Origin of the sequence: Pseudidiomarina sp. PP-1MA (assembly GCF_041200125.1) — a bacterium.
Classification (GTDB): Bacteria; Pseudomonadota; Gammaproteobacteria; order Enterobacterales; family Alteromonadaceae; genus Pseudidiomarina; species Pseudidiomarina fusca.
Genome location: NZ_CP165718.1, coordinates 1,054,847 through 1,077,489, shown reverse-complemented (window position 1 = coordinate 1,077,489; position 22,643 = coordinate 1,054,847). Strand labels below are relative to the sequence as shown.

Genomic DNA, 22,643 nt, shown 5'->3' with positions numbered 1-22,643 from the left:
CATGAAGCCTATTTACCTTGAAATGAGCGCCTTCGGCCCCTTTGCTGACACACAGTGCATCCACTTTAATGAGCTTGGCGACAATCCGCTGTTTTTAATTAATGGCCCCACTGGCGCGGGTAAAACCACCCTGCTAGATGCCATGACTTTCGCACTTTTTAACAGCACCACGGGTGACCGCAGCGGGCAAAACATGCGCTGCGATCACGCCCCTAATGACCAAGAAACGTCCGTCGTGCTGATTTTTAGCTGCGGTGCCCACACCTATAAAGTAGAGCGCAGCCCCACCCAAACTGTCAAAGCCAAACGCGGTGACGGCGAAACTACCCGTGCAGCCAGCGCCACCCTCTGGCGAGTGCAACCAGATGCCGCGACGCACGATGCCACCCAGTGGCAAACCAGCGAGCTACTAGCCAATAAAGTAAACGATGTCAGCCAACAGGCACAAACCTTGCTGGGCCTTAATGCCGACCAGTTCCGCCAAGTTGTGGTGCTGCCGCAAGGCCGTTTTCGTGAATTTTTGTTGGCGAAATCAAGCGAACGTGAAAACGTTCTTGAAAGCTTATTTCAAACCCAGCGCTTCAAGCTTATCGAAGAAGCCTTAAGCCAACGCGCCCTTGCTGTTAACCGCGATTACACCACCTTAAAAAACGAGCTTGAGCAACGCTTAAAAGACATGGCACACCCGACCATCGAGGCCGCTCTAGCGCATCTTGATGAATTGCAGCCCCCGTTGGCAGACGCGCAAGCTGAGCATGAGCACGCTAAACAGCAATTCAGCCTAGCGCAAACTCACTACACCCAAGCCGAAGAGCTTAATAAGCGCTTCGCGAACCTTGCCGAGCTACAAAACAAACTCAAACACCTGGCTGAACAGCATAACGAGATGCAGCAACATCAGCAGCAACTCAAAGCCCATGCTCAAGCACTCCATCTGCAACCGTTTTGGCAAACATTTACCCAGAGTAAAGACGCACTCGGCCATCGTCAGCTGGCATACAACAAAGCGCAAGCACAGGCAGAGCAAGCCACGGCAGCGCTGAAGCAAACCCAAGCTGAACTCAAAACAGTAGCCGACCACCCGGCACGTATAGAGCAGTTGAACCTACGCCTTGATGAGCTCAGTCGGTTAGTAGCAACAGTGCAGCAGTTGCAACAGCTGATGGCAAAGCTCCAGCAACAAGCCCAAGCGGTAACCCAAGCGAGTACACAGAAGACTGTGGTTGCTGAGAATCTGGCGCAGCTCAAAACCAACCATAACCAAGTAACCAGCGAGCTCACCGCACTTCGCGAACGGATTAAACAGCACACCAACACCGAGGCGCAGCGCACCCAATTAGCGCATCATCAACAGTTGCACGATGAACTTAATAAGCGTCATGCCGAAGTGCTAACCGCCCAGCACGCATGGCTTGCCGCGCAAGCCCCATTATCTGCAGCCCAAGCGGCTACCGAACAAGCCCAACAGGCGCGCGACAGCCTGTTTTTACGCTGGTACCAAGAACAAGCCGCAGCATTGGCGCAAAAACTGCAGCCCGGCCAGCCCTGTCTGGTCTGTGGCAGCACAGAGCACCCGGCTCCAGCCCATCTAGCACGCCAGCAAGACTTGGTGAGCCAAGAACAATTAGATGCCGCTGAAGCCCTCGCCCAGACAAAACGCCGTGCTGAACACCAAGCTCAAACAGCACTTGAACTTGCGGCCAACAACCACACCAAAGCGGAGCAGGCCCGCAACGAAATTGCTAAACGCGTCAGCCAGGTGATTGACACCTTGGCTAAGCCAGTTGCGTGCTCTGCCACTCAACACGCTGCCAGTGAGCAGCCGGCCAACCAGCAGTCTGATAGCAAGCACTCTGTTAGCAACAAGGCGCCCGCACAAGACACTGAAGAATTACTAGAAGAATTAGCAGCACAGTTACAGTTGGTGCAAACACAGTTACGCGAGATCGAGCAACGCCAGCATCGCGAGCGCACGCAAGAAGCAGAACTTGATGCCATGCAAGCCAAACTTGTCAACCAGATCGCCCAACAAGAGCAGGCCCTAGCCGAGGCCAATACCCAGCTACAAGATGCCACCCAGGCGCATAGCAACAGCGCAAGCCAGCTCGCCGCCCTCGATAAAGATGGCGAGCTGCGCAAGCGTGAGGTGGCGCAAATAACCAATGAACACCAACAAATTCAGACCGAACGCGACAACTTACGTCTTGTCCACGACAAGGCCCAAACTCAGTTAAAACAAGCTGAAAACCACCACACCACGGCGCAAAGTGCGCTCGCCAGCGCTCTCACAGAATTAACCACAGCAACGCAAACCTTAAACCAAGCCGAAAGCCGTTGGCACGAAAAACTCAGCGCCTCACCCTTTGCTGACGCCGAGGCTTTTAGTCAAGCCCTACTAGATCAAGCAACCGCCGACACACTGCAACAGCAGGTGGAGACCTATAAAAACCATGTAACCCAAGTGCAAACGGGCATCGACTCCGAAACCAAAGCCATCGGCAACCAGGCCCAGCCTGATCTCGCTCAACTTGCTGAACAACGCTCTCAGGCCGCAACGCTCGAGCATGAAAAACTGCAAGCTTGGCAGAGCTCGTATACCGAGCACAAGCAGCTCAAAGACAATATCGATAAGTACCAAAGACGCGCCGCGCAAAGCGCCGATTTAGAACGTAATTACGCCGTACTAGGACGCCTCGCACAAACCTTAGCCGGCAACAACAATAGCCGCATCAGCCTGAATCGCTTTGTTTTGGCTATCTTATTGGATGATGTACTCCACGAAGCCTCGCAGCGCTTAGCACAAATGACCCAAGGGCGTTATCAACTCGTCCGTCGACGTGAAGGAGGCGACGCCCGCAGTCACGGTGGCCTTGAGCTAATGATCGACGATAGCCACACCGGCAAACAGCGCGAGGTCAATACCCTCTCGGGCGGCGAGAGTTTTATGGCCGCCCTCGCCCTAGCATTGGGCCTATCCGATGTAGTACAAAGCTACGCCGGTGGCATAAAAATCGATACCCTGTTTATTGACGAAGGCTTTGGCAGCCTCGATAGCGAAGCACTCGACCAAGCCATCAACGTCCTCGCTCACCTACGCGATAATGGCCGCACCATCGGCATCATCTCGCACGTAAGCGAGCTCAAACAGCGAATCACCAAACGCATTGATGTGGTGCGAGGTATTGGCGGAAGTTCGTTGCGGGTGGGATTGTAATCCCACCCAGTTTGATACGCGATTACTGTTGCTATTCAAGCGTTCGTTAGGAGAGCATTTTCGACATGTTATAAAACCTTTCATCTTCACTATCGACAACAAAACCTGACCTAACATAAAGCTTGTAAGCTGGACTAATTCTAAACACCCGTAATTTAAGACAATTTGTACCCGAATTAATTGCTAAACGTTCACATTCAGCGAGGGCTGCTGCTCCAAACCCTTTATTTTGATGATTATGGCTAACCTGTAAATCACGGACATAGCAGCTATCATTATCAAATGCTAATCGTATTGCACCGACAACTTCACCTTTCAACAATAGGTCGAAATTGACCAAATCACGGATTTGTTCTTCAATTTTTGAACAATCCCAATCAACAGCATAGTGCTCGTAATATGAGCGCATATTTTCATAAGTCATCAGAGCTGAAGCTGATAAATTTTCTGTTCGCTGAAATGAAATCATGGAATCTTCTATCGCTCGCGTAAAGCGCGCCAACTTGAGAGAGTCTCAGGCTCCGAATGAAGAGGCTTGCTATGTGTTTGAGTAGTGAACAATTGAGCTACCCTCGTTTAATTAAAACCTAAACAGCTAGTTTCCACTGTCGATCAATTTCCTCAAGTAAAATTTCATGTGCAGCCTGCTCGGCCTCGTAATTGGCAAGTAAATCTAAGAAAAAACTAACCGAATTATTTTGCTTAATACTTTCCATGTATAACGACCGTAATGCAGCATCTGTTGTACGTGGAATATCTGACTGGCCTTTCTCATAACGAGCAATTGTTTGCTCAGAAACACCAAACCGTTTGCCCAAAATACGTTGTGAAAGGTTTAGTTCAATTCGTAAGAATTTAAATTCGGCTTTGGTTAGCGGCATCGCTTTACTTGCGATTGTTCTAGCCAAAACTCGATGGAGCCCCTCTAAATCATCGATACTGGTATATTCTTCATCATCAATCACATCAATCGAATAGCCATTTTTCAGATACACATTAGGCAAGCCGCTTTCGCTGTAATGGTACATGATTATCTCCTACTCTACCCAAACTGTAACAAGTACCGAACTCGGTGAATCTTGATGATTTTTAAGCACTACCGTCAACTCGATTATTTTCCCCGCGGCAACGCCTCGCTCAAGCATTCGTTGTTTCACATGCCGACTCCAGCGAATTCTAGAAGTATAGTTCTCCGCAAGATCATTAACGATGTAACGCGCCGTCATCTCAGTTAAAGGGAATTCGACAATTCCCTTTGGAGTGTTCTCGTCCATGAGCCACCTATCATTTTGATAGGTTATTTTGGGTTGAAACTTAGACAATGTCAAGCGGGTGTTGGCTGACAGTTCGGTGCGATAATATATTATTGTGGGCGTTAAGTAGCAAAATTATCATGAGGTCATGATGAGGGACATACTGAATTAATGCGGTATAGCCATAATCGGTACTCCCTCCCATTTGAATTACCGTGTTACCGTTTATTTCCGTCTGCGCGAGGCGACCCAGTAACCAGCGATCGTTCGCTTTCGTGAACGCATCATTCAGCGAATTTTCAGGTAAAAAGCACTAGGTCCTGCTGAAGGTTATTGAGGTCTGCTTCGTGCCAGGAGCGGACGTTTACAACGCCCCGCGCATGCGCGCGAACTTGTGAGCGTCGCAGGGGTCGAAGACCCCGAATGACGCAGATTGTTAGCTGTTTCCAAGCATGAACGCACGAAGTTGCCGCTCCTCTCGCATGACATAGAGGACGAGAACCCGCTGCTCATCCTCACGATAAAAAATACGACACGGTGGAACCACTACCTCCCTGTATACCGAATCCGGGAGCTCTGGAGGAATTCGCCCCGATTTGGGGAAATTTTCCAAACGCTCTGCCTTACCGAAAACTTCCTTAACGAGATCGCTTGCGGCAGCAGGATTGTCCAAAGCAATATACTCAGCAATAGCATCAAGTTCTTGGAGGGCTGGCTCTGTCCAGATTACTTCAGCCATTTACTCATTTTCTCTCTGGCCTCACTTTGGCTATACGTTCTTCCCTCAAGTACAGCACGCTCTCCCCGAGAGAGCCCCTCAAGCAGCTCAAGCCGACGCTGCATGAATTCATAATCTTGCACATCAACAAGGTATGCAGATGGCTGGCCATGCTCCGTAATCAATACGGGCTCTTTCGACAAGTGCAGATCTGCCAGAATCTTTGTAGCTTGGCGCTTGAGGTTCGTAACTAGCTCAACTTTCATGGGTTCACCCTGTTCTAAATTTCAAGTGACACTATAGTATCACTTTACGGCAGGGCAATTCCAGCTAACGCGAAGCACAGCGGCGGCCCGTCAGGGACGTCCGGCGGCCACCGGCCGCGTACTGTTGCGCCTTGTTAAATGGCCCTGGGCACACGGTCCGACTGAGCCACTGTTTGATTGAGTTGCCGGAGCTTGTTGAGAGAGATTTGAAACTGACCATTACTCGGTAGCCGTTTACCTGTGAACTGATCCCAAACAAGGGCTCCTGGCCCGTTATAAATTTCTTCGAATGTTCCGTCACGCAAGATCTTGATGATGATCGTATGCTGCGGCTGACTCCGGAACGCTACAGATTTGGATTGCGTAGCCTTGATCTCAACTTCCAAGCCTGTTTCGGTGACAGCGTCATAGCCTTTGTTGGAAGCTGCCTTCAGCTCCAAATTATAGGCGTCGGCCACGATGCACTCACCCAGACTGCCAACCATGTGACCATCCGGGGTGAAGTGCCTGCCCGGGAACATGGTCTCCAACTCATTGACCGTGGCATAGAGTTGCTTGACCAAGGTCCGGAATTTATCGTGATCGATCATAGACATTTAACGCTTTGCCAATGGGCAAATGCGAACGTTGTTGGGCGAAGCCCAGTGAGTATTTGTCCCAGCCGCGCTTTTCGCGGCGAAATTAGGCAACTTGTTAGTGTGAACTTGGATCAAAACCATAACGCCACTCATTTAGTCTACCGTCAGATGATTCTATGCTATATATATCCATTAGCTTCTCCATGTAAAATAAACCTTGATCCATTTCTTCTGAGTCCATTGTTTCAAGTTGTAATGCAGCCATTTTTAAAATGCTCCAAAACTCTTTTTCACTCAAGTTATTATCTTTTTCGATTATGAGTTTATCTATAACAGCATTTATGATGTTCTCTGCCTGAATTCTAGTTTGTTCATCTGGCGCACCAGGATAAAGCTCACCTAAATCCTCTACAAATTTTTTCTGTGATTTGAAATTTAGAAGGGCTTCTTTGACATCATTTCCATTTGGTAGCAATTTGCTATCTCCTTCATTACAGCCTTGAATAATTAGACAGGCTAGCAAAATAATTACGAGCTTCATTTGTTCACACTAACGCGAAATTAAGGGGCGCGCTGAAAGCGCGTCCCAGCGAGTGTAACGAGCGAGCTTGAATTCCTTGTTAGGCCTGGCTTGGCACATAGCTTTGCAAGAAGCCGTAAAAAAGTGAGTTGAGCTTGCCAGCACATACTGTAAATGCATCTGCGGCTTGTTCTAGATCGGATATTTCGATAATGCCAGTACCGCTGAGCCTCTGCGCCCCACTTGGAGCAGTGCAAGGCTTACCATGAATTATTCTATTTCGCTCGTTAACCAAAGCGAGGAACTCCGAGGCCAGCGAACTCAACTCCTCGCGCTCTTTCGACTTTGGCATGTTTCGTACGATGTTTGCGAAATATTTGCCAATTGTTCCGGCCGTCATTTCTTCAGAAGTGATCTTAGCAACTGAACCCGGATAAACTTTCTCGCTGCACCATACGACTTGCCATTCACATCGTGCGAATGCGTAAGTCGCGAGGCCAAGAGCAGACAGATACTCTGGATCAGCTGGAATTAGTTTTCGCTCGTCAGACATTCTGCCATTTCTCTTCGGTAGGCCTAACGCCCCTAAGCAGGGGCATATTTTGCGTTTTGAGCGCAGCGAAGCAAAATATGTCCCTGCTTAGGATTGTTAGACGCTACTCTGATTGAGTCAGAACGACTACCCTTTCCCCAGTTTCCTTACTTACGGCCAGAACTTCCTTTAGCTCCCATTTATCCGCCAAATTCGTGGCGTAAACATATACTTCAGCACTTCCTTTAGAGCCAGAAATAGAATAATTTAGATTGGCTGTGCCACCAGAGCCACCATACGAAATTTCGCCGAGGACGAATAACCCAGGCTTGGGGTTCTCTCCAACTATTGATATGACCTGAGGGTTGGATTGAACTGCGTCAACGGACAAATCATATGCCTCTCCCTTCATCATATTAGTAAGTAGGATGAAACATAGTGGGAGAATAACCAGAACAAGCGCTAACCCAGAATTCCTCCATTTTTTCTGAGTCGATTTAAAATGCTCAACATCTCGCCAAGTTCGGTTCCGCCATGCCCACTCGCTTCCTTTGGCACCCAGCACGAAGATCATTACAATATTGACCAGAGGAACAAACATTAGAAGCGCTATATAAGTGCTATTTCCAATGCCCCATATCCAGTTGAGCAAGAAAGCGCCCCAATTCCATCCCTTTATTTCATTGGGCACAACGGAGTCCTTCCCCATTCCCGAAATATACTCTCTTTCCATATTAATACTCACTCTCCGATTTTCGTCTAACGCCCTGTTAAGGGGCTGATTAATGTTTGGCTAAAATGTGTAGCGTAGCGAAACCGAGCCAAACATTAGCAGTCCCGCGCTTAAACAGCTTGTTATGCATTCTCCGCTACCAAGTAGTTTCCTATTTCGTCATCGGTTTTAAATAGTGATAAATAGGTATCTATAAACCACTCTTTTGCACCATTTACCGCCAATACTTGTTCGCGTGTAACTTGATAACAATCGAAAATATCATCACTACTGAATGGAGAGTCCTCACCATTTTGAATTGTGAAAACTCGGCCTTTTTCGTTTGTGTAGACATGACAAGTTACTGCGCAATCTTTTTGATTAGTGTTTGGCCATTCACCAGTAATAAATGACAACCAAATATGGCGTTCATTTTGATGATCAAGCATAGCAACGCAAAAAGCTGTTTCACCTTCATCACTATACTTAAACATGCCACGAATAAATTTATTTTCGTGATCTCTACCGCATTTACATTTTCGATAATATTCTTTTCGATTCTTAATCATTGACAATTTCGCCATACTTCCGTGAATGCATAACGCCTTACTAATGGGCGCAAAAATGCTTGGCTAAAATTAGCAACGAAAGAGCACAAACCAAGCGTTTTGCGTCCTTTTGAGTAACTTGTTACGTGGCTATTCACGCCCATATAGAACATCATTTCGATGCTCCCAAAATTCATATAATTTAAAGCGAGTTTGAATAATTAAATTTACGACTTTTTCTAGCGAGTCTTCCGTAAACTGGACGTATTCCTGATGCATTCCTTTTTTTGACATTTTTAGACGAACATAGGTGTAGCCTTCATCATCTGTACTTTCCCAGTTTGCATGAGCAACTAAATTTCTTAGTCGTGCAGATTCTCTTAAATCTGTAATTAATTGCTCGTAACCAATTAACTGTTTATCTAAGCCAATTTGGAAGTCATCACAAAAGCGCTTTAGCAAATCAACTTTCGCTGAGTAATTCATTTTGTTTAGAACAATTAAGCCAGTAGCATCGGTTCTATCCGTAAAGTTTTCGCACAATACAGAATCTAATGAGCTTTCAAGAGAATTAAAGTACATGACAATTAAGCCAATATAAGGCAATGCATTATCTAGATATTCTTCTGCTTTGTCTTCATCTTCTACTTCGTGAGATAAATGCTGGATGAAATCTCTAAGTTTAGTCTTCATGCGGTATCAGAATTCTCCATAGACACGTAACGCCTCGCATAACGGGCTAATAATGCTTGGCTAAAATTGGTGAGCACGAACCAAGCCAAGCTTTATTAGTCCATGCGTTGATGCGTTTGTTAGCTGTATGGTTACTCATATTTAACTACAACTTTATTAAACCATCCATAACTAGTTTCTGATAAATATTCTTGCCCATTAAGCCTGTGAGATATCTTTATTGTAGAGTTATCCAACCACTCCACACCTGGCGCCACTTCGTTTGGGTGCCCTGGTATGATGAATATATTGGCTGATTCATTTGGTAGCTTAACATCTGCGCCTAAAATAGAAATCTGAGTAGAAAACCCTGTAGTTGCACCACAATCACGCTGGAACACTACTATCCGATTTTTGTTATCAGGTGAATAAGCTTCCGCATGGAGATAATTGCCACACATATCGGGGAAAGTAAAATATACCCATAAGATAAAAAATGTAGAAATTACCCCAGCTAAAATACCTAGCCGAACTATAAGTTTTATTATGAAGTCCATTGAATACAGCTAACGCCTGCAGCAACGGCCGCAATGGAGCAGCGAAGCTGCGGAATGGAGGTCCAGCCCCGAAGGGGCGATGTTGCCTGCACTTGTTACACGTTGCGGACTATTTAAAAACACCGTTATCTCCTGCCTGCGCAAAGATATTGCCAAACCTAAGCTCTTGCTCTGTGAGCTGATATGGCAGGAGCACTACAACAGAGTAACCAGACTCATGATCTAGAGCGATTGCTATAGCGTCTGACTTTTCGCCGGTTTCTGGTAACGGGACACGGACATCATAAACTAAGGCGGTGGCTTTATATTCCCCTGACTGTGCTGCTGAGATGAAGGCCTGCTGAAGCATTGAGATAACTTCAGATGATGGAGGGTGCTCATCACCATCGTAAGCTGCAACACTAACTATTTCTCCGGATGGCGTCATTGCACCTCCGTAGGGGAAGAACTCACCATGCTGGGCTAGCAGCTGCTCTGCCAATGGCAATACGGCATCCATGAGTTGTTGTGATTCGGCTTCCCCTTGCTCCATGCTGCCTCCAAAGCAAAATGTTGAAAATAATAGGATTAATGTAGCGATGCTTAATTTCATAGTGACGTGTAACGCTCTGTTAAGGGGTGAGCAACGCAATACCGAAGTCGCCGTAAACCACCTTAATCACTAAATTTAACGCATAGCAAAAATGCCACGCGTTGCGAATCCCTCTTAAACAGCTTGTTATGTTCGAAGCTTCACTGCTGTACCAAACACTAGTATTTCTGACGCACCATCAGTAACAGAGCTAGTTGTAAAACGTATGCCCACTATCGCATCTGCATTTAACTTTTCAGCATCTTCTATTAGTCGTTGTACCGCTATATTTCTAGCTTCCATCAACATCTCGGTATATCCTTTGAGCTCTCCTCCGACAATACCTTTCAATCCCGCCATGATGTCTCGGCCAACATGTTTAGATTGCACCACATTTCCATTCACAATGCCCAACACAGCTTCGATTTCCTTGCCAGGAACCGTTTCAGTCGTCGTATAAATCATAATTTACTCCTAGAACATAACGCCCCAATATGCCGACGAAACGAGCGCAGCGAGTTGAGGTCGGAATAATTGGCTTGTTAGCTTTCACTTCTACCAACTTGTTTTGCTATTTGCCCACTCAAAGAAAAATGAACCTCGATGTCTGTTGGGTTAATATTGCTAATTTTATATTCACCACCTAACAACCAAGGTTGTATTAAACTATATATTTGGCCGTTAGATAATACTTTGCCAGATTGAATTAAATCACCGACCATTTGTATAGCAAAACATTCAACAACAAATTCTTTGTCTGATAGAAGTTCGTTAAACTGTTCAGGTGACTCAGCTACCTTAGAAAATTCTGCTCCGCCAGTATCTAACCACCAAACTTCTCTATTTTCGACATGCTGTACAAATGCGTCACCAGACGCTGACATCAGAATTGGTAAGAATTTACCCTCTAAAAGCCACTCCCAATCACTGAGTAAAGAGTCTCGATTTAGATGAGAAAAATTTACGGTTAAATCATTCAGAGTCATCGACACTTCCTGTGAAAGCTAACGCCTTGCTAATTGGCTGCCGCAGCGCAGCGTAGGCAGTCCAGTGGAGGCCACGCTTTTTGTGGCCGGAACGAAATTAAGCAACTTGTTAAGTGGCTTTGATTTTAGCTTTAATATCATCATAGCTCTGTGCGCGTACATTGATTTTACTGCCAGTATGGATCAAAACTTCCCTTGCTCCCATACCACTTGCAAGTTCACGTAAGACTCGCTCCTCTATATCGCTTAGCCCACCATCAGTTTTTTCTAGTTGATGCATGATTACTCTCGGCGCGGCTCTTAACTTTGAGCTATTCAAAGTAAAAATACCATGCTGCAATATCTTTTCAGCCAGCGTGAAATTTCCGATAAAACTTCTAGTGTGTGAAAAAGGGTTCGTTGTCTGAATAGTTGGCCCCGATAACGATTTAGCTTCTCGACCAATAGCCTTAATCTTTTCTTTTCCCTTCCCGCCTTCTAGCGATATCCAAGGTTCAATTTCAATAAATTGCCCGGTTGAAAATTTTTGCATTGTGATTTTATTTTCACTCAACTCAACCAGCAGGTCGAAGGAAAACAGGCTTCTAATGAATTCGAATATCAAATGCGGCCTCCAAGCCACTTAACGCCTTGGCTTTGCGGCGCACCGGAGCGCTAGCGGAGGTGCGTCCGACAACAGCCATTTGTTATACGGCACGTCGAGTCCCCGGCTATCCGGTGGCGTCCAGACGCGAACAGTGTCACGTCTGATAAAATTCTCCTCATCACCGGTCTGTCAATGGATGTGCGCCTTGCTGGCGCACGATAGTAACATTGGTGCGCGCTCTTGTGATGGCAACACGAAGTAGACGCCGGCTACGTTCAAAAGGGGGTTGTTCTCGACCGGGATCAAAGAACAAACCAGAGTATGCGCCCTCCACGATCACAACGCCGTCAAATTCCTTGCCTTTTGATTTGTGCATTGACATCAACATGCAACCGCTAGGCTCTTGATCTGCAGCAATGAGCCTTTCATGCTCAAGAGTCCGAGAAACCAGCTGTGTGGCGCCCTCGTAATTACCGTTTGCGAGCCAAAGATCAGCTAGGCCGCCGCCAATCGCATCAGTTGCGCGAAAAAGGCGAACGAGACGCGACTGGCGGTACAACTCCTCTAGATGGGATATTTTTTGGAGCAGTCCACGGGCCGTCCGCCAGTCCGCAATGGGATCCCCCTTGAACTCCAGCCCTTGCTCTGAAGCAGCGAGTAGCGCTTTTCCAGCCTCGATACGAGGGGTGCTGCCTTCACGTACTTTCTGTGCCGCCGCCTTAAATTTGCGGACATTGGTCGTAGCTGCCAGCGACGGTGAGGTGGCGTTTTTTAGTTCATAGTAGTTGGCAATCGCTTCCAGAGTCATAGTAACAGACAACTCCGCATCACTATCCGGCCATTCCATGATTGACGCCACGACTGCCCCGGCAGCGGCCGCTAACTCGGCATCCCAGACAACACTGTGATCCACAGGAGACAAAGCTCTCCCGTTGTACTGATGGGGTTCACTAAGTATTCCGGATATCTGCTCGACAAGCCGATTCGACCTTGCAAGTACGGCAACAGAAGGACTCTCTACACCCTGTCTTCGTAACTTACTTAAGGTCCACAACACAGCGGCATGAACAGTGGATGAGAAGGCATTCGGCCAGCAATGAACAAGCTTTACATCGTCAACGTCCGGCAGAGGACTGAGATTTCGTAGCACGGCATCAGCGTAGCGTAGAATGCCGCCATGTGGACTCCGATGGTTATCTCGCCCAAGGTCGAAAGTCCGAGGCCCTACATCTTCCTGAAGTGCTTCAATCCGGCGGGGATCGATGTCATCGCGGTAATCGAAAATCCGCTGGTCGCGATCAGCCAAGCAAAAAACACGCGCCACTGAAGCGAGCTCTTTAACAATACGCCATTGCTCATCATCAGTATCCTGAAATTCATCGACAATGATGGTTGGATAACAACTCCCCAGAAGGTCACAGAGTCTCGAAGACCGCTCAAGTAAGTCAGCAACTCCACGCGCCAAAAGGTCAAAGCAATAGCGGGCCTGATCTAGCGCCTGATGTTGCCGCTCTTCATCCCAATCACCTTCAAAACGCGCTTTTTCCAACCTCTCTTGGGTTGGGAATAATATTGTAATTGGGCGTCCCGTTAGAAGTTTTCCATGGCTCTGCAGCAGCTCTAGGCAAAATGCATGATAAGTCTTGACCTCAATCGCGTTTCGTTCTTCTGCTGTCAGCAGCGCTTGGCACCCTTTGAGCACCTGACGTACTGCAGCACGGGAGAAACTTAAAAATAATAGCTTCTGGCCCGGCTGTAAGTGCGGAAATAACGATTTAGCTTTTAAGAGGGCGATTGTCGTCTTACCAGCACCCGGGCCACCCAATACCAGAATGTGGCCTTCGGCATCGAGTATGGCTTCGCGCTGCTCATCCAGTTCTATTGCCATGATCAAACTGTATTGGCTCCGGGAACTTCGCTTTCACCGTCTTCATTCTGAGGTGGAGTCGCGGCCGCATGACTCAGGGAAGCATGCACAGTGTCGAGAATTGTAACAATCGTCTCCGGCAGTTCGGCTTCGGTCAAACACTCAGCGATCAACAGCGCAGCATAAGGCTGGTTGTCGCCTTTTCGCACTTTTAGAACAGCTCTTGTAATTCTTTTGATATCCTCGTCACTCATGCCGTCCTCGATAGTGCCTTTATCCACCGGATAGTCATCACGATTCTTGGCTGACTCTAGGAACCTGCGTAACGTAGCCACTGGCATCTCACTAATCAGCACATCCTCTATACCCTTTTCCGGGGATTCCCATACTTGTTTAAAATCGGCGAGCCGTGCTGCTACCACTTCATCTGGTTCGTCTTCCTGCTTGTCGTAAAAAGCGAATGCCGGTTTTCCAAGTGTTTTGAAGAAAGGTCCGAATGGTGGCACTTCCTTGTCGCTGCCGGCGTTGAAGATGCTCACGCCCGAAAGATCGATGTGTTCATAGGCTTCTTCGCGGAAGCGCTCAAGCAGTTCGGATGTTACCGGGAACAACGCGGCTTCGGTGGCACCTTCAACGACGATAACGGCACGGCTCAGAATTGCCTCGGCCATCTGGCGCCGCTCGCGGCGATATTTTTTAAGTTTTATCTCGCCCAAAGTGACGTTCCGGCTTGAAAGTGTTCCTGCGTCGTCGCGATTGAGAGCAACTATCTGATCCGGCTCGAACTGCTCAATGATGTAGGGTGAATGAGATGTGACTATCGCCTGCCCCATTTCCGATAGAACAAACTGCCCAACACGTCGTTGGGTATGTGGCGGCAGAGCAATCTCAGGCTCTTCCATCGCAAAGATCACTGATTGCTGCCCTTTTAAGTCGGCAATGAAGGTCAGAAGTGCAAATACAAGCATATTGACCGATCCAGTGCCCAGTTTCTGGAAGGGAAGCTGATGCGCCGCGGGTTGCGCTGCCAGAAACAGGCGGACAACATCCCTCAAATGATCTCTTGTCAGGTCGGAAGCAAAGAAAGCTGTCGCCTCGTCCCCGGCTGACAGGTTAACGAAGCGCGCCAGGCGTTTGCGTATCTCTTCACGTATTTTTTTGAGCTGTTCGATTTCCCCGATCGCTGGATCAAGGCCTCGAAGCTCAGTTAGTGTCTGCTCCCACATCTCGGACATACCGTTGCCGCTAAGCCGCAGAACTGTATCTAGAAGGGAGCCACGCTGAAGGCTAAGTGCCCGCGACCCTGTCCTCAGTGTACGGAGAAAGATGAAGCCACAAAGCCGCTTCTGGTCCCGACCGAATACTTTCCGACCCCCACCAAGCTTTTGTTCTGATGGGTCTTCCTCGTCACTTTCTTCAACGGGGTGATCGAAGAAAGTATTACCTATAAAGTCGTCCTCGTCCCGCTCATATCGACCTACAAAGATTATAGGCAATGCCCAGACTGTGCCTTCTGCATCTGCCGCTTCCGGCCCCTCACCCATGTCGTCTACGAATTGCCCGCTCGGATCGTGCCAACGCCTCAAATGACGATAAAACCGCCTTTCAGCTTCCTCGGAGAGGTCAGTCAGAACAACCCGAATAACGATTTCTACCGGTTCATTTTTTTCGGATAAATAATTTCCGCCATGGAAATCATGCTCATCGATCACCGGACGTCGAAAAAGACGTTCGGGACCAAGAGTGAGATCTAGGGCTTCGCAAACAGTCGATTTACCAATGTTATTTCCCCCGACGAGCAAGGTGTGGTCTTGAAAGTCCACCTGACCGCTGCTGATACCCCGGAAATTGTTTATGCTTAATCGTCGAACCTTCATCGAATCATCTCCTTAAATAACGTCGGGGTAACTCCCGCAGACCACATCAAGCGATCGCAATTACGTTCTAGGTCGACATATGGTATGAGTGAAGTGCCGTATAACGCTTGCAGCAGGGGCGCGACGGTAGGAGCGTCCCTTGCCTGCACTTGTTACGTGTTTAGTCATGGAAGTGCTCCAAACCTGCAGCCTTTATGTAAGGCGCAAGGGCTTCCACGGCCCCATTATTCTTATGCCAAATTATGTATGTGTAGTCCCATTCTTCGCTTATAACACATTCCAAATCTGGAATTACTAAAGTTGTAAATTCTGAAGACTCTTTATTCATGCTTTCTTCACAGGTTGAAAGAACAGATTCTATATCACTAACTCTTTCAAGCGACTGCTTCTCACAGTTTACTACCTCGAGGACGAAAACTTCGGCTAGGCGTCTTAACAGTTCGTTGAATCGAGCCCACTCGTTTTCCGTAACTTCATCCAGCTTGTGATAATTTTCTTTGCCAAGCCAGCCTTTCCAAAGAGATATGAACTCTTTGGAATATTCTGGCCTAACTTCCCAATCTTCAAAGTATTCTCTAAACATGATTTCTCGGTGACACGTAACGCCCGCAATAAACGGCGCGAGGAACGAGCGTCCGGCGACCGAAGGGAGCGAATTTAATTGCTTTGTTAGAAGCCATTAGCCACCTACCTTGTTGTACGCCATAGCAATAAACTCTTTAACTTGCTCAAACTCAGTTTCAGATGACACAGTGAATTCAACATCGCCGGTACCATAATGACCGATTGAGGTAACATCTCGGTAGTTTGGTGTACCATCAGGAATATCCGAAGGTTTCAGTTTGAGGAACAGTTTTGTGTTCTTGCCTTTGACTTCCAAGCACGCAATATTCTGGGAGGTTTTATAGGCGACATAAAACTTTTTCGGCACTTCTTCAATAGACTCATCCAAGCCGAGGATGAACTCACGGATCGTTGCTGTTAACTCCCGAATATCCTCACTTTTGCCTTCAAGTCTTTCATCAAATGTATAGGTCGCGGTAGCGCGAGTAAGGGCTGCTTTCTTACCTGCTTCGACCATAACAGGGTTTTTGTATCCGTTTTCCGTTGGCATGGTCGTGACAGAGGAAGCCGCTGACCTTGAAGAGTGGAAAACCTCCTCAAGATATATTGAGTCGTTGGAGAACAAGCGATATTTCCATAATTCGATATTTGCACCCATGACTTGTACAGCGTGCAAGTCATACTTTTTATAGTTGGGAGCTATACAGATCACCCTGACATCTGACCAATCAACTTTGACACCACTACCAAGCCGCTTTTGTACCGCAATCTCGAAATCACCTTTGTGATCTTGAATCCAGTGCAGATAGAAGAGGCTCTGGTTGATAAGCTCAGATGACTCTACTTTCTTGTATTCGATGATGACAGGATTATCTTCTTCCGACAAAGCAAGGCTATCAATCCGGCCAGCGTGCTGGGCGCCTGTTGAGAACTCGCTGGCAACAAACCGGCAATTGAAAACTGTTTCGAGATTCTTCTCAATCAGCGTTTGCAAGTCCTTTTCCAAGGCAAAGTTCTTCTGCTCTACGGCAGACAACTTATCCCCTGAAATATCAAATATCGGCACTTGATGATTACTCCGTAATTTATGTGGCTTCTAACGCCCCAAGCAGCGGTGAGGAACATTGGCGGGATTTTTGCCCGCGGAGCGGGTGAGAAAAAAGCGCGCCAATGTTACGAATCCGACTGACTTGGCTTGTTAGGTGAACATTTATTAGCTTTTGCCAAGCCCAAATCTATATGTGCCACTATGTAGCCGTACTCCTTTTTAGTCAATTCATCAGATCTGTACATTTGTTTAGCAATGGCATGATTCCATTTGGCTCCACACGGTGGACTGGGAATTGAAGTATCAATCTCTAAGAGATGTATCTCTTTAACCGTGCCACCTTTTTTCACGACACTTTTTGCGCACAGACTAAGTGAGTATTCTACTGCATACTTATCTACCCACGGGAGCCCTGTAAACTCCACATCGCAAGCTAGCTTTCTTTCACCATTTTTATCCAAGTAATAAAGTTGGCCTGTAGTACACCCAACTAAAACAAGTGCAATACCAAATATAAAAGATTTCAATATTTTCAAGGGGTTCCCTGTTCACCTAACGCCGCCAGCAGCGGCCGAAAAACCGCGCCAGCGGATTTGAGGTCCAGCCCACGCCGTGGGCGTTGCTGACTGGCTTTGTTATAGCCACGTCTAACCGAGGACCTTGTTTATTTGTTTGACGATACTAATGCGGGCATTTTTACTTTTAAAGACTGTTGGCACATGCAAAAGAAACTTAGCCCATCTATATTTTTCGGTTTTTCGTTCGTTTGATGCAATGTAATCACGAAGATCGATAGCAGACTCACGATTAAATGCCCAAAGTATTTCACCTTTGTAACCGATGGAATAATAAGCATCTTCCGGCCACTGAAGAATATAAGGTTTTCTTGTATCGCAGTGGCTACAGGAAAACGCACCAAGATCAAGTCCATGATTTCTCATTAAATATTTTGAATGAGCCCAATTCTCGGGAGAATACCCCTCTGGTAATTGAGTGATAGTGTCGGTGGAACCACCATGCAAATTAGCGAAGTAAATTGCACCGTGCCACTTATGACCACAGCTATCGGTAAATACTGCATACTCAAAGACGTCGCTTTGCTCGAAAAAAGATAAATCTTTCTTTTGCGCTATTTTGACAACCTCGGCAAACTCAAAGACGCAATGCCCGCCACAAGCAGGACACTTAATGTCAACTTTGTGCGGCATTGGGTTCCAGTCGTAAGTACCGGTCATCTCGGTTCCTTTAAGCTATAACGCTTTGCTAATTGGCTGCCGCAGCGCAGCGTAGGCAGTCCAGTGGAGGCCACGCTTTTTGTGGCCGGAACGAAATTAAGCAATTTGTTATAAGCCATTAAATGCAATCCAACTCTGAGTAACAGCCAAGTGCAAGGGCAAAGAAAGGCCAAACAAAACAGTTAATAAAACCAATAACTGCTGCCCATGTATGCCTACTACTTACACTAAAATGTTTTGTAAACAAAGCGATAAAATACAACACGATTGCTGGTATTAGATAGGCCAGTATACTGAACACCACTAATGGGACGGCTTTAGTGTCTCTTGTGTAATCTGTTACACCATAATATGAGTACAAAAAACCCGCAGTAACACCCAGTACCGAGACTCCTACGGTAGCTACCTTTCCAAAGCGATTTAGAGCTAAATAAAGAAGCTCTAGCCAGCAAAACGTAACAATAAATACGGTAAAAAATAGAATCGCCAAATGTGGTTTCCTATGGCTTATAACGCCTCAAACACCGGATTGGTGAGGTTGGCGGCTTTTTTGCGCAAGCGAAAAAGGTGAAAGCTTTACCAATTCCGCGTGCTTTGACTTGTTATGGATACCGCTTCTAAACACTAGCCCCGACCCATCGGTTCATATCTATAAATGACAGCGCCAAGAAAAGTAATGAAAAAGCGACGAATGCAAGCACGTATGACACGTTAGTTCGCTTACTAAAATTTTCAGGGTTCACCGTCGCAAACAGAGCCAAAACCACTCCACCGATCCAAGTAAAATAGCCTCCTTCGAGAAAGGCTCCGGCCGCAATTATCGCGGCAAAAAATCCGATCACTGTTCTTGTTGCGATGCTTAGAAACTTCTTCATAGGTATACCCAGTATCCATAACATTTGTATATTGTGCGTGCGCGTTTAGCAACTCGTCCAATTGATGGTTTTCAGCTCTTAACTTACTGAGCAAGCAGGCATTCCTAACTTGAAAGAATCCGAGTTAGCAAAGGCAATTTGAGCATGCTCAGTTACGCTCTACCGAGCGCACAATATCCAACCTTTATTTTTGTTATGTCATTGACAGTAAACGACTTAAACACACAACACAATAACAAAACACGCAATATCGCCGAAGTGAATGTGCCGTACATCGTTGGCGACACCATCACTTACTAATAACGCGACGGCTAGTCACTAGTTGCAGTAACCTGAAAGTCAAAAGGTCCGCTTGTCGCTCAAACCGGACACTAACGCCTTACTTGCTGCGACTCGATTTCCACAACTTTATTGCCGGAAAATAGTACCGTTAAGTAGTATTCGCCTCCGATATCACCTTTCACAACATAAGACCATGCTTCGGCTGATCTGCCACCGCGACCAAATCCAGTGTTGACGCCGATAGTCTGGCGATCGCGCATATCGGGATTGCCTATTTTGTTCATCACTTCGATTTTGGTCATGCCGCAGCGGATAAGTTCTCCACCGCTAATCCGAAAGGAACAGGCTTTTGCTGTTGGTGAGTATGAAATCACCATGCTGGCAAAGATCATTAAAAGCCACTTCATAACAGAAGCTCCTGCGAGACATGAAACTTTAAGTTAACTTCTTAATAACGGGAGCGCAATTACACAAAAGCTATAATAAAGTCGCCATGCATGAATTTCGCCCTTGATTGCCTGATTGCCCCATACACATGCAACCAAATCAAAATAGTTGTTGTAGAAAATAGACGAGCCTATTCAAACTCTCGCAATAGTATTGGCAGGATATGCTTTCTGCTTAATTGATGGTGGGTAGCATTTCGGTATTTATTATTGTGGGCGTTAAGTAGCAAAATTATCATGAGGTTATGATGAGGGACATACTGAATTAATGCGGTATAGCCATAATCGGTACTCCCTCCCATTTGAATTACCGTGTTACCGTTTATTTCCGTCTGCGCGAGGCTACCCAGTAACCAGCGATCGTTCGCTTTCGTGAACGCATCATTCAGCGAATTTTCAGGTAAAAAGCACTAGGTCCTGCTGAAGGTTATTGAGGTCTGCTTCGTGCCAACAGCGGCCGTATACACAAGCCAATATGACCACCACAGTGCTCAATTTGAGCATTTAGCCGATGCCGAATATTGGTACATCCAATAATCTCGTCACCATCAACCATCCAATAGGTTGAGCTTTGCACAAATCCATCAGGAACCTGGGTTCCGTTACGAATACCTTCAATGCGCGCCAGCATTGCAGCAAAATCGCTGTGGTCGAAATCTAGCGGAAACGGATAACGTTCCTCGCTGCCAAGCTCAGAGATATACGCGTCATAGCTCGCTTTCAATTTTGCCGTCGGCAATATAAGTTGATACACAAAATTCCTCGTGAAATGCCATTAAAATAGAATTAATTACGCACGAATGGCTTCCCTTTATAAAAAGCCCTATCGGCTAAATTTAGCATCGGAAAATCTTCGTCAGTATCTCCATAAGCATAAACGACGTCATATTTTTCTGTGTCAATTCGTGCTTTTGATGAAACATAACAGGTGTTATGAGAGATAATAACTTTCAATGAAATACATGAGTCCGAGCGTCACACCAATAGTCAAAACATTGATTAAAGCTCGCACAGACCATGCGGACGAACCGTAAGAAATATTATATTTATACGATGCAATAACGATAAGCCCCATCATGCCAAACCATGGCGTAAAAAAGAAAATCGGCTGGAATTTAACGAATGAAACGGCTAAATCATGAAGTGCGCCACTGACTAAAAACGTCAGAAAAATAGCCATCCAGGCGGGTAAAAAACGATTCAGTGGCTTCATCACATTGCGTGATAAGTAATATCCCCAAATCGGATTCCAGTATTGCCAAAAGATTTGAAACGACTTCGCACCTAACGATCGCGATAACATATTTCTCATCGAGCCCTTTGCCCCTAACGGAACACCATTTCTTTTTTTAACGTAGCTCGATAATGACAGTGTTTTTCGCATACTTAATCGCTATTTCGGTAATTTATTAAACGTTGGCAAACTCTCAAGTTCGTTATCCCAACTCGCTTTGCTTGATATAAATAGGTGGGCATTGGGCACCTTGGCAATTTCTGTATCTAAACTGCCCGCGGGAACAACAAGCAACCCTTCAATAGCGGTACTTGGCAACGCAGAGCCGCACGTTTTGCAAAAGCATTTATTATGGCGTGTATCCGCAAGTGTAAATGATGTGACGTTGTCAGCGCCCGCGAGCCAGACTAACTCAGCCGATTGAGAAAACAAGTTGGCGGCATGCGCCGAACCCGTGTCTTTTTGACAATGATGACAGTGGCACAGAAAGAAGTTATCAAATTCGCCTTTTATCTCAAATTTCACTTCACCACAAAGACATGATCCCTTGTAATCGCTCATTTCGTATCCTCTTGCACGCATGGCTTCTATAACCAGCGCCAGAATTGATCAGCATAAACAATAAAGTACATCACTGCGGCAATATTTAATATAACGGTGAAGTAAAAGCCGACGCGAAAAGATGTTTTGCGGGTTTTATGGCGGAACTGCTGTTGAGCAATCAAAGCACCCGGCCAGCCGCCTAATACAGACAACCAATGTAAGACTTTTTCTGGCGTACGCTGCTTGCTTTGTTGTGCGGCGCGCTTGTCGAGCGCATAAAGCAGATAGGTCACGGCACTCAAAAGTGCAAAAGCCCAAGATACTTCAACCGGTAAATCAGTCATGAGGCTGGCGTATCCAACGCCACCAATATAGCCAAAGGCGATCATCAAAATTGGAAACATCAGCTTTACGTTGTTCTTGCGTTCCGTCTGCTAATTCTTCGAATCAATGAACCTTTGTGCCGGTACCCATATGGCATCGGCTTGTTCAATATCACCGAAAATATCAATGTGCTCATCGTCTAAGCTAGCAACCCAAGCTGCGCTGTAGGCATCCACCTGATCATGGGTACTACCAGCGCTAATTTGCTTTAACTGCGTCCATTCCGTCTGCGAAGCTGGCCAACCGGTATGGCGGGCAATTACTTCTAGTTGTCATTGTGGCACACCTTTGCCACTTTTGTGCGGTGCGTTTGGCATTAATCGACGGATATTCGCCTGCGGGAAACCTCGCGAACCGGCGCTATGGTTGCCAATTCTCGTGCAATTTCAAAACCCGCGAGCATCCAAAGTTGCATGGCATGAGGAACCCGAGAAATTGCGCCACCAGTGGTCAAGTGATGCCGTACTTTGTGAATGATTTCATCAAACTCAGGCTTTGACGGTGTTTTATAACACCGAATGCCGGCTTGGTTTAATTCGCGCTCCGCAATTCGGTAATCCAGCGCGCTTGAGCGT

At 46.6% G+C, this 22,643-nt stretch carries 30 protein-coding genes; 2 read left to right on the top strand and 28 right to left on the bottom strand.

The genetic code is table 11. From position 1 onward, the window contains the following. Position 1 precedes the first annotated feature (1 nt). A complete protein-coding gene (locus AB8S08_RS05130) occupies positions 2–3,214 on the top strand; it encodes an AAA family ATPase (RefSeq protein WP_369743970.1) in 3,213 nt (1,070 codons plus the stop codon). Positions 3,215–3,260: 46 nt separating this feature from the next. Here the strand turns inward: AB8S08_RS05130 and AB8S08_RS05125 are convergent, their stop codons facing one another. The 23 genes from AB8S08_RS05125 to AB8S08_RS05015 form a co-directional block, all read right to left on the bottom strand. Next, a complete protein-coding gene (locus tag AB8S08_RS05125) occupies positions 3,261–3,683 on the bottom strand; it encodes a GNAT family N-acetyltransferase (RefSeq protein WP_369743968.1) in 423 nt (140 codons plus the stop codon). A 118-nt stretch (positions 3,684–3,801) separates the two neighbouring features. Then, complete coding sequence (locus tag AB8S08_RS05120) at positions 3,802–4,242, bottom strand: helix-turn-helix domain-containing protein (RefSeq protein ID WP_369743966.1); 441 nt, start codon at positions 4,240–4,242, stop codon at positions 3,802–3,804. 661 nt (positions 4,243–4,903) lie between these two features. Then, complete coding sequence (locus tag AB8S08_RS05115) at positions 4,904–5,206, bottom strand: type II toxin-antitoxin system RelE/ParE family toxin (RefSeq protein ID WP_113905686.1); 303 nt, start codon at positions 5,204–5,206, stop codon at positions 4,904–4,906. Then, on the bottom strand, positions 5,194–5,451 hold the full coding sequence (locus AB8S08_RS05110) for a type II toxin-antitoxin system Phd/YefM family antitoxin (protein ID WP_022990189.1): 258 nt from the start codon (positions 5,449–5,451) through the stop codon (positions 5,194–5,196). Before AB8S08_RS05110 ends, AB8S08_RS05115 begins: the two co-directional genes overlap by 13 nt. 134 nt (positions 5,452–5,585) lie before the next feature. Further along, positions 5,586–6,047, bottom strand: coding sequence for a hypothetical protein (locus AB8S08_RS05105; protein WP_258306677.1), 462 nt, complete (start codon positions 6,045–6,047; stop codon positions 5,586–5,588). Between the two features lie 97 nt (positions 6,048–6,144). Next, on the bottom strand, positions 6,145–6,570 hold the full coding sequence (locus AB8S08_RS05100; RefSeq protein ID WP_313933485.1) for a DUF4844 domain-containing protein: 426 nt from the start codon (positions 6,568–6,570) through the stop codon (positions 6,145–6,147). A 79-nt stretch (positions 6,571–6,649) separates the two neighbouring features. After that, the gene (locus tag AB8S08_RS05095) at positions 6,650–7,102 is read right to left on the bottom strand and encodes a hypothetical protein (RefSeq protein ID WP_313933473.1); all 453 of its coding nucleotides are present in this window, start codon (positions 7,100–7,102) and stop codon (positions 6,650–6,652) included. A 103-nt stretch (positions 7,103–7,205) separates the two neighbouring features. After that, positions 7,206–7,814, bottom strand: coding sequence for a cytochrome c oxidase assembly factor Coa1 family protein (locus tag AB8S08_RS05090; protein ID WP_313933472.1), 609 nt, complete (start codon positions 7,812–7,814; stop codon positions 7,206–7,208). Positions 7,815–7,936: 122 nt separating this feature from the next. Beyond that, on the bottom strand, positions 7,937–8,362 hold the full coding sequence (locus tag AB8S08_RS05085; protein ID WP_313933470.1) for a hypothetical protein: 426 nt from the start codon (positions 8,360–8,362) through the stop codon (positions 7,937–7,939). Positions 8,363–8,491: 129 nt separating this feature from the next. Then, positions 8,492–9,034 (bottom strand): hypothetical protein, encoded by a 543-nt coding sequence (locus AB8S08_RS05080; RefSeq protein WP_313933469.1) that lies wholly within the window; start codon positions 9,032–9,034, stop codon positions 8,492–8,494. Between the two features lie 131 nt (positions 9,035–9,165). Continuing rightward, positions 9,166–9,570 carry a DUF5412 family protein gene (locus AB8S08_RS05075; protein WP_209328351.1) on the bottom strand — a complete coding sequence of 135 codons (405 nt, stop codon included), beginning with the start codon at positions 9,568–9,570 and terminating at the stop codon, positions 9,166–9,168. A gap of 109 nt (positions 9,571–9,679) precedes the next feature. Continuing rightward, complete coding sequence (locus AB8S08_RS05070; protein ID WP_369743964.1) at positions 9,680–10,102, bottom strand: hypothetical protein; 423 nt, start codon at positions 10,100–10,102, stop codon at positions 9,680–9,682. A gap of 186 nt (positions 10,103–10,288) precedes the next feature. Beyond that, positions 10,289–10,606 carry a heavy metal-binding domain-containing protein gene (locus AB8S08_RS05065; RefSeq protein ID WP_110077055.1) on the bottom strand — a complete coding sequence of 106 codons (318 nt, stop codon included), beginning with the start codon at positions 10,604–10,606 and terminating at the stop codon, positions 10,289–10,291. Positions 10,607–10,683: 77 nt separating this feature from the next. Further along, the gene (locus AB8S08_RS05060; RefSeq protein WP_110077045.1) at positions 10,684–11,127 is read right to left on the bottom strand and encodes a T6SS immunity protein Tdi1 domain-containing protein; all 444 of its coding nucleotides are present in this window, start codon (positions 11,125–11,127) and stop codon (positions 10,684–10,686) included. A gap of 109 nt (positions 11,128–11,236) precedes the next feature. Next, positions 11,237–11,749, bottom strand: coding sequence for a rod shape-determining protein (locus AB8S08_RS05055; protein ID WP_219968265.1), 513 nt, complete (start codon positions 11,747–11,749; stop codon positions 11,237–11,239). Positions 11,750–11,891: 142 nt separating this feature from the next. Beyond that, entirely contained in the window at positions 11,892–13,601 is a 1,710-nt protein-coding gene (locus AB8S08_RS05050) for a UvrD-helicase domain-containing protein (protein ID WP_369743963.1), read from the bottom strand. 2 nt (positions 13,602–13,603) lie between these two features. Beyond that, entirely contained in the window at positions 13,604–15,457 is a 1,854-nt protein-coding gene (locus tag AB8S08_RS05045) for an ATP-dependent endonuclease (protein WP_369743962.1), read from the bottom strand. A 160-nt stretch (positions 15,458–15,617) separates the two neighbouring features. Continuing rightward, on the bottom strand, positions 15,618–16,040 hold the full coding sequence (locus AB8S08_RS05040) for a hypothetical protein (protein WP_110077096.1): 423 nt from the start codon (positions 16,038–16,040) through the stop codon (positions 15,618–15,620). A gap of 96 nt (positions 16,041–16,136) precedes the next feature. After that, positions 16,137–17,087, bottom strand: coding sequence for a DUF5655 domain-containing protein (locus AB8S08_RS05035; RefSeq protein WP_369743960.1), 951 nt, complete (start codon positions 17,085–17,087; stop codon positions 16,137–16,139). A 107-nt stretch (positions 17,088–17,194) separates the two neighbouring features. Beyond that, positions 17,195–17,605 (bottom strand): hypothetical protein, encoded by a 411-nt coding sequence (locus AB8S08_RS05030; protein WP_113876870.1) that lies wholly within the window; start codon positions 17,603–17,605, stop codon positions 17,195–17,197. A 111-nt stretch (positions 17,606–17,716) separates the two neighbouring features. After that, a complete protein-coding gene (locus AB8S08_RS05025; protein ID WP_369743958.1) occupies positions 17,717–18,304 on the bottom strand; it encodes a hypothetical protein in 588 nt (195 codons plus the stop codon). Positions 18,305–18,422: 118 nt separating this feature from the next. Next, complete coding sequence (locus AB8S08_RS05020) at positions 18,423–18,794, bottom strand: hypothetical protein (RefSeq protein ID WP_369743956.1); 372 nt, start codon at positions 18,792–18,794, stop codon at positions 18,423–18,425. Positions 18,795–18,921: 127 nt separating this feature from the next. After that, positions 18,922–19,179: a hypothetical protein gene (locus AB8S08_RS05015; RefSeq protein ID WP_369743954.1), complete on the bottom strand. Its 258-nt coding sequence runs from the start codon at positions 19,177–19,179 to the stop codon at positions 18,922–18,924. Positions 19,180–19,323: 144 nt separating this feature from the next. On the opposite strand from AB8S08_RS05015, the gene AB8S08_RS05010 reads away from it, so the two are divergent. After that, positions 19,324–19,479 (top strand): hypothetical protein, encoded by a 156-nt coding sequence (locus AB8S08_RS05010; RefSeq protein WP_369743952.1) that lies wholly within the window; start codon positions 19,324–19,326, stop codon positions 19,477–19,479. Between the two features lie 71 nt (positions 19,480–19,550). Here the strand turns inward: AB8S08_RS05010 and AB8S08_RS05005 are convergent, their stop codons facing one another. The 5 genes from AB8S08_RS05005 to AB8S08_RS04985 form a co-directional block, all read right to left on the bottom strand. Next, a complete protein-coding gene (locus AB8S08_RS05005; protein WP_110076353.1) occupies positions 19,551–19,868 on the bottom strand; it encodes a DUF2845 domain-containing protein in 318 nt (105 codons plus the stop codon). A 466-nt stretch (positions 19,869–20,334) separates the two neighbouring features. Beyond that, positions 20,335–20,661 (bottom strand): GNAT family N-acetyltransferase, encoded by a 327-nt coding sequence (locus AB8S08_RS05000; RefSeq protein WP_369743950.1) that lies wholly within the window; start codon positions 20,659–20,661, stop codon positions 20,335–20,337. Positions 20,662–20,838: 177 nt separating this feature from the next. Then, positions 20,839–21,291 carry an acyltransferase gene (locus tag AB8S08_RS04995; protein ID WP_369743948.1) on the bottom strand — a complete coding sequence of 151 codons (453 nt, stop codon included), beginning with the start codon at positions 21,289–21,291 and terminating at the stop codon, positions 20,839–20,841. Positions 21,292–21,300: 9 nt separating this feature from the next. Continuing rightward, positions 21,301–21,702, bottom strand: coding sequence for a GFA family protein (locus AB8S08_RS04990; RefSeq protein WP_369743946.1), 402 nt, complete (start codon positions 21,700–21,702; stop codon positions 21,301–21,303). Between the two features lie 26 nt (positions 21,703–21,728). Next, the gene (locus AB8S08_RS04985; protein WP_369743945.1) at positions 21,729–22,088 is read right to left on the bottom strand and encodes a DUF1294 domain-containing protein; all 360 of its coding nucleotides are present in this window, start codon (positions 22,086–22,088) and stop codon (positions 21,729–21,731) included. Between the last annotated feature and the right edge of the window lie 555 nt (positions 22,089–22,643).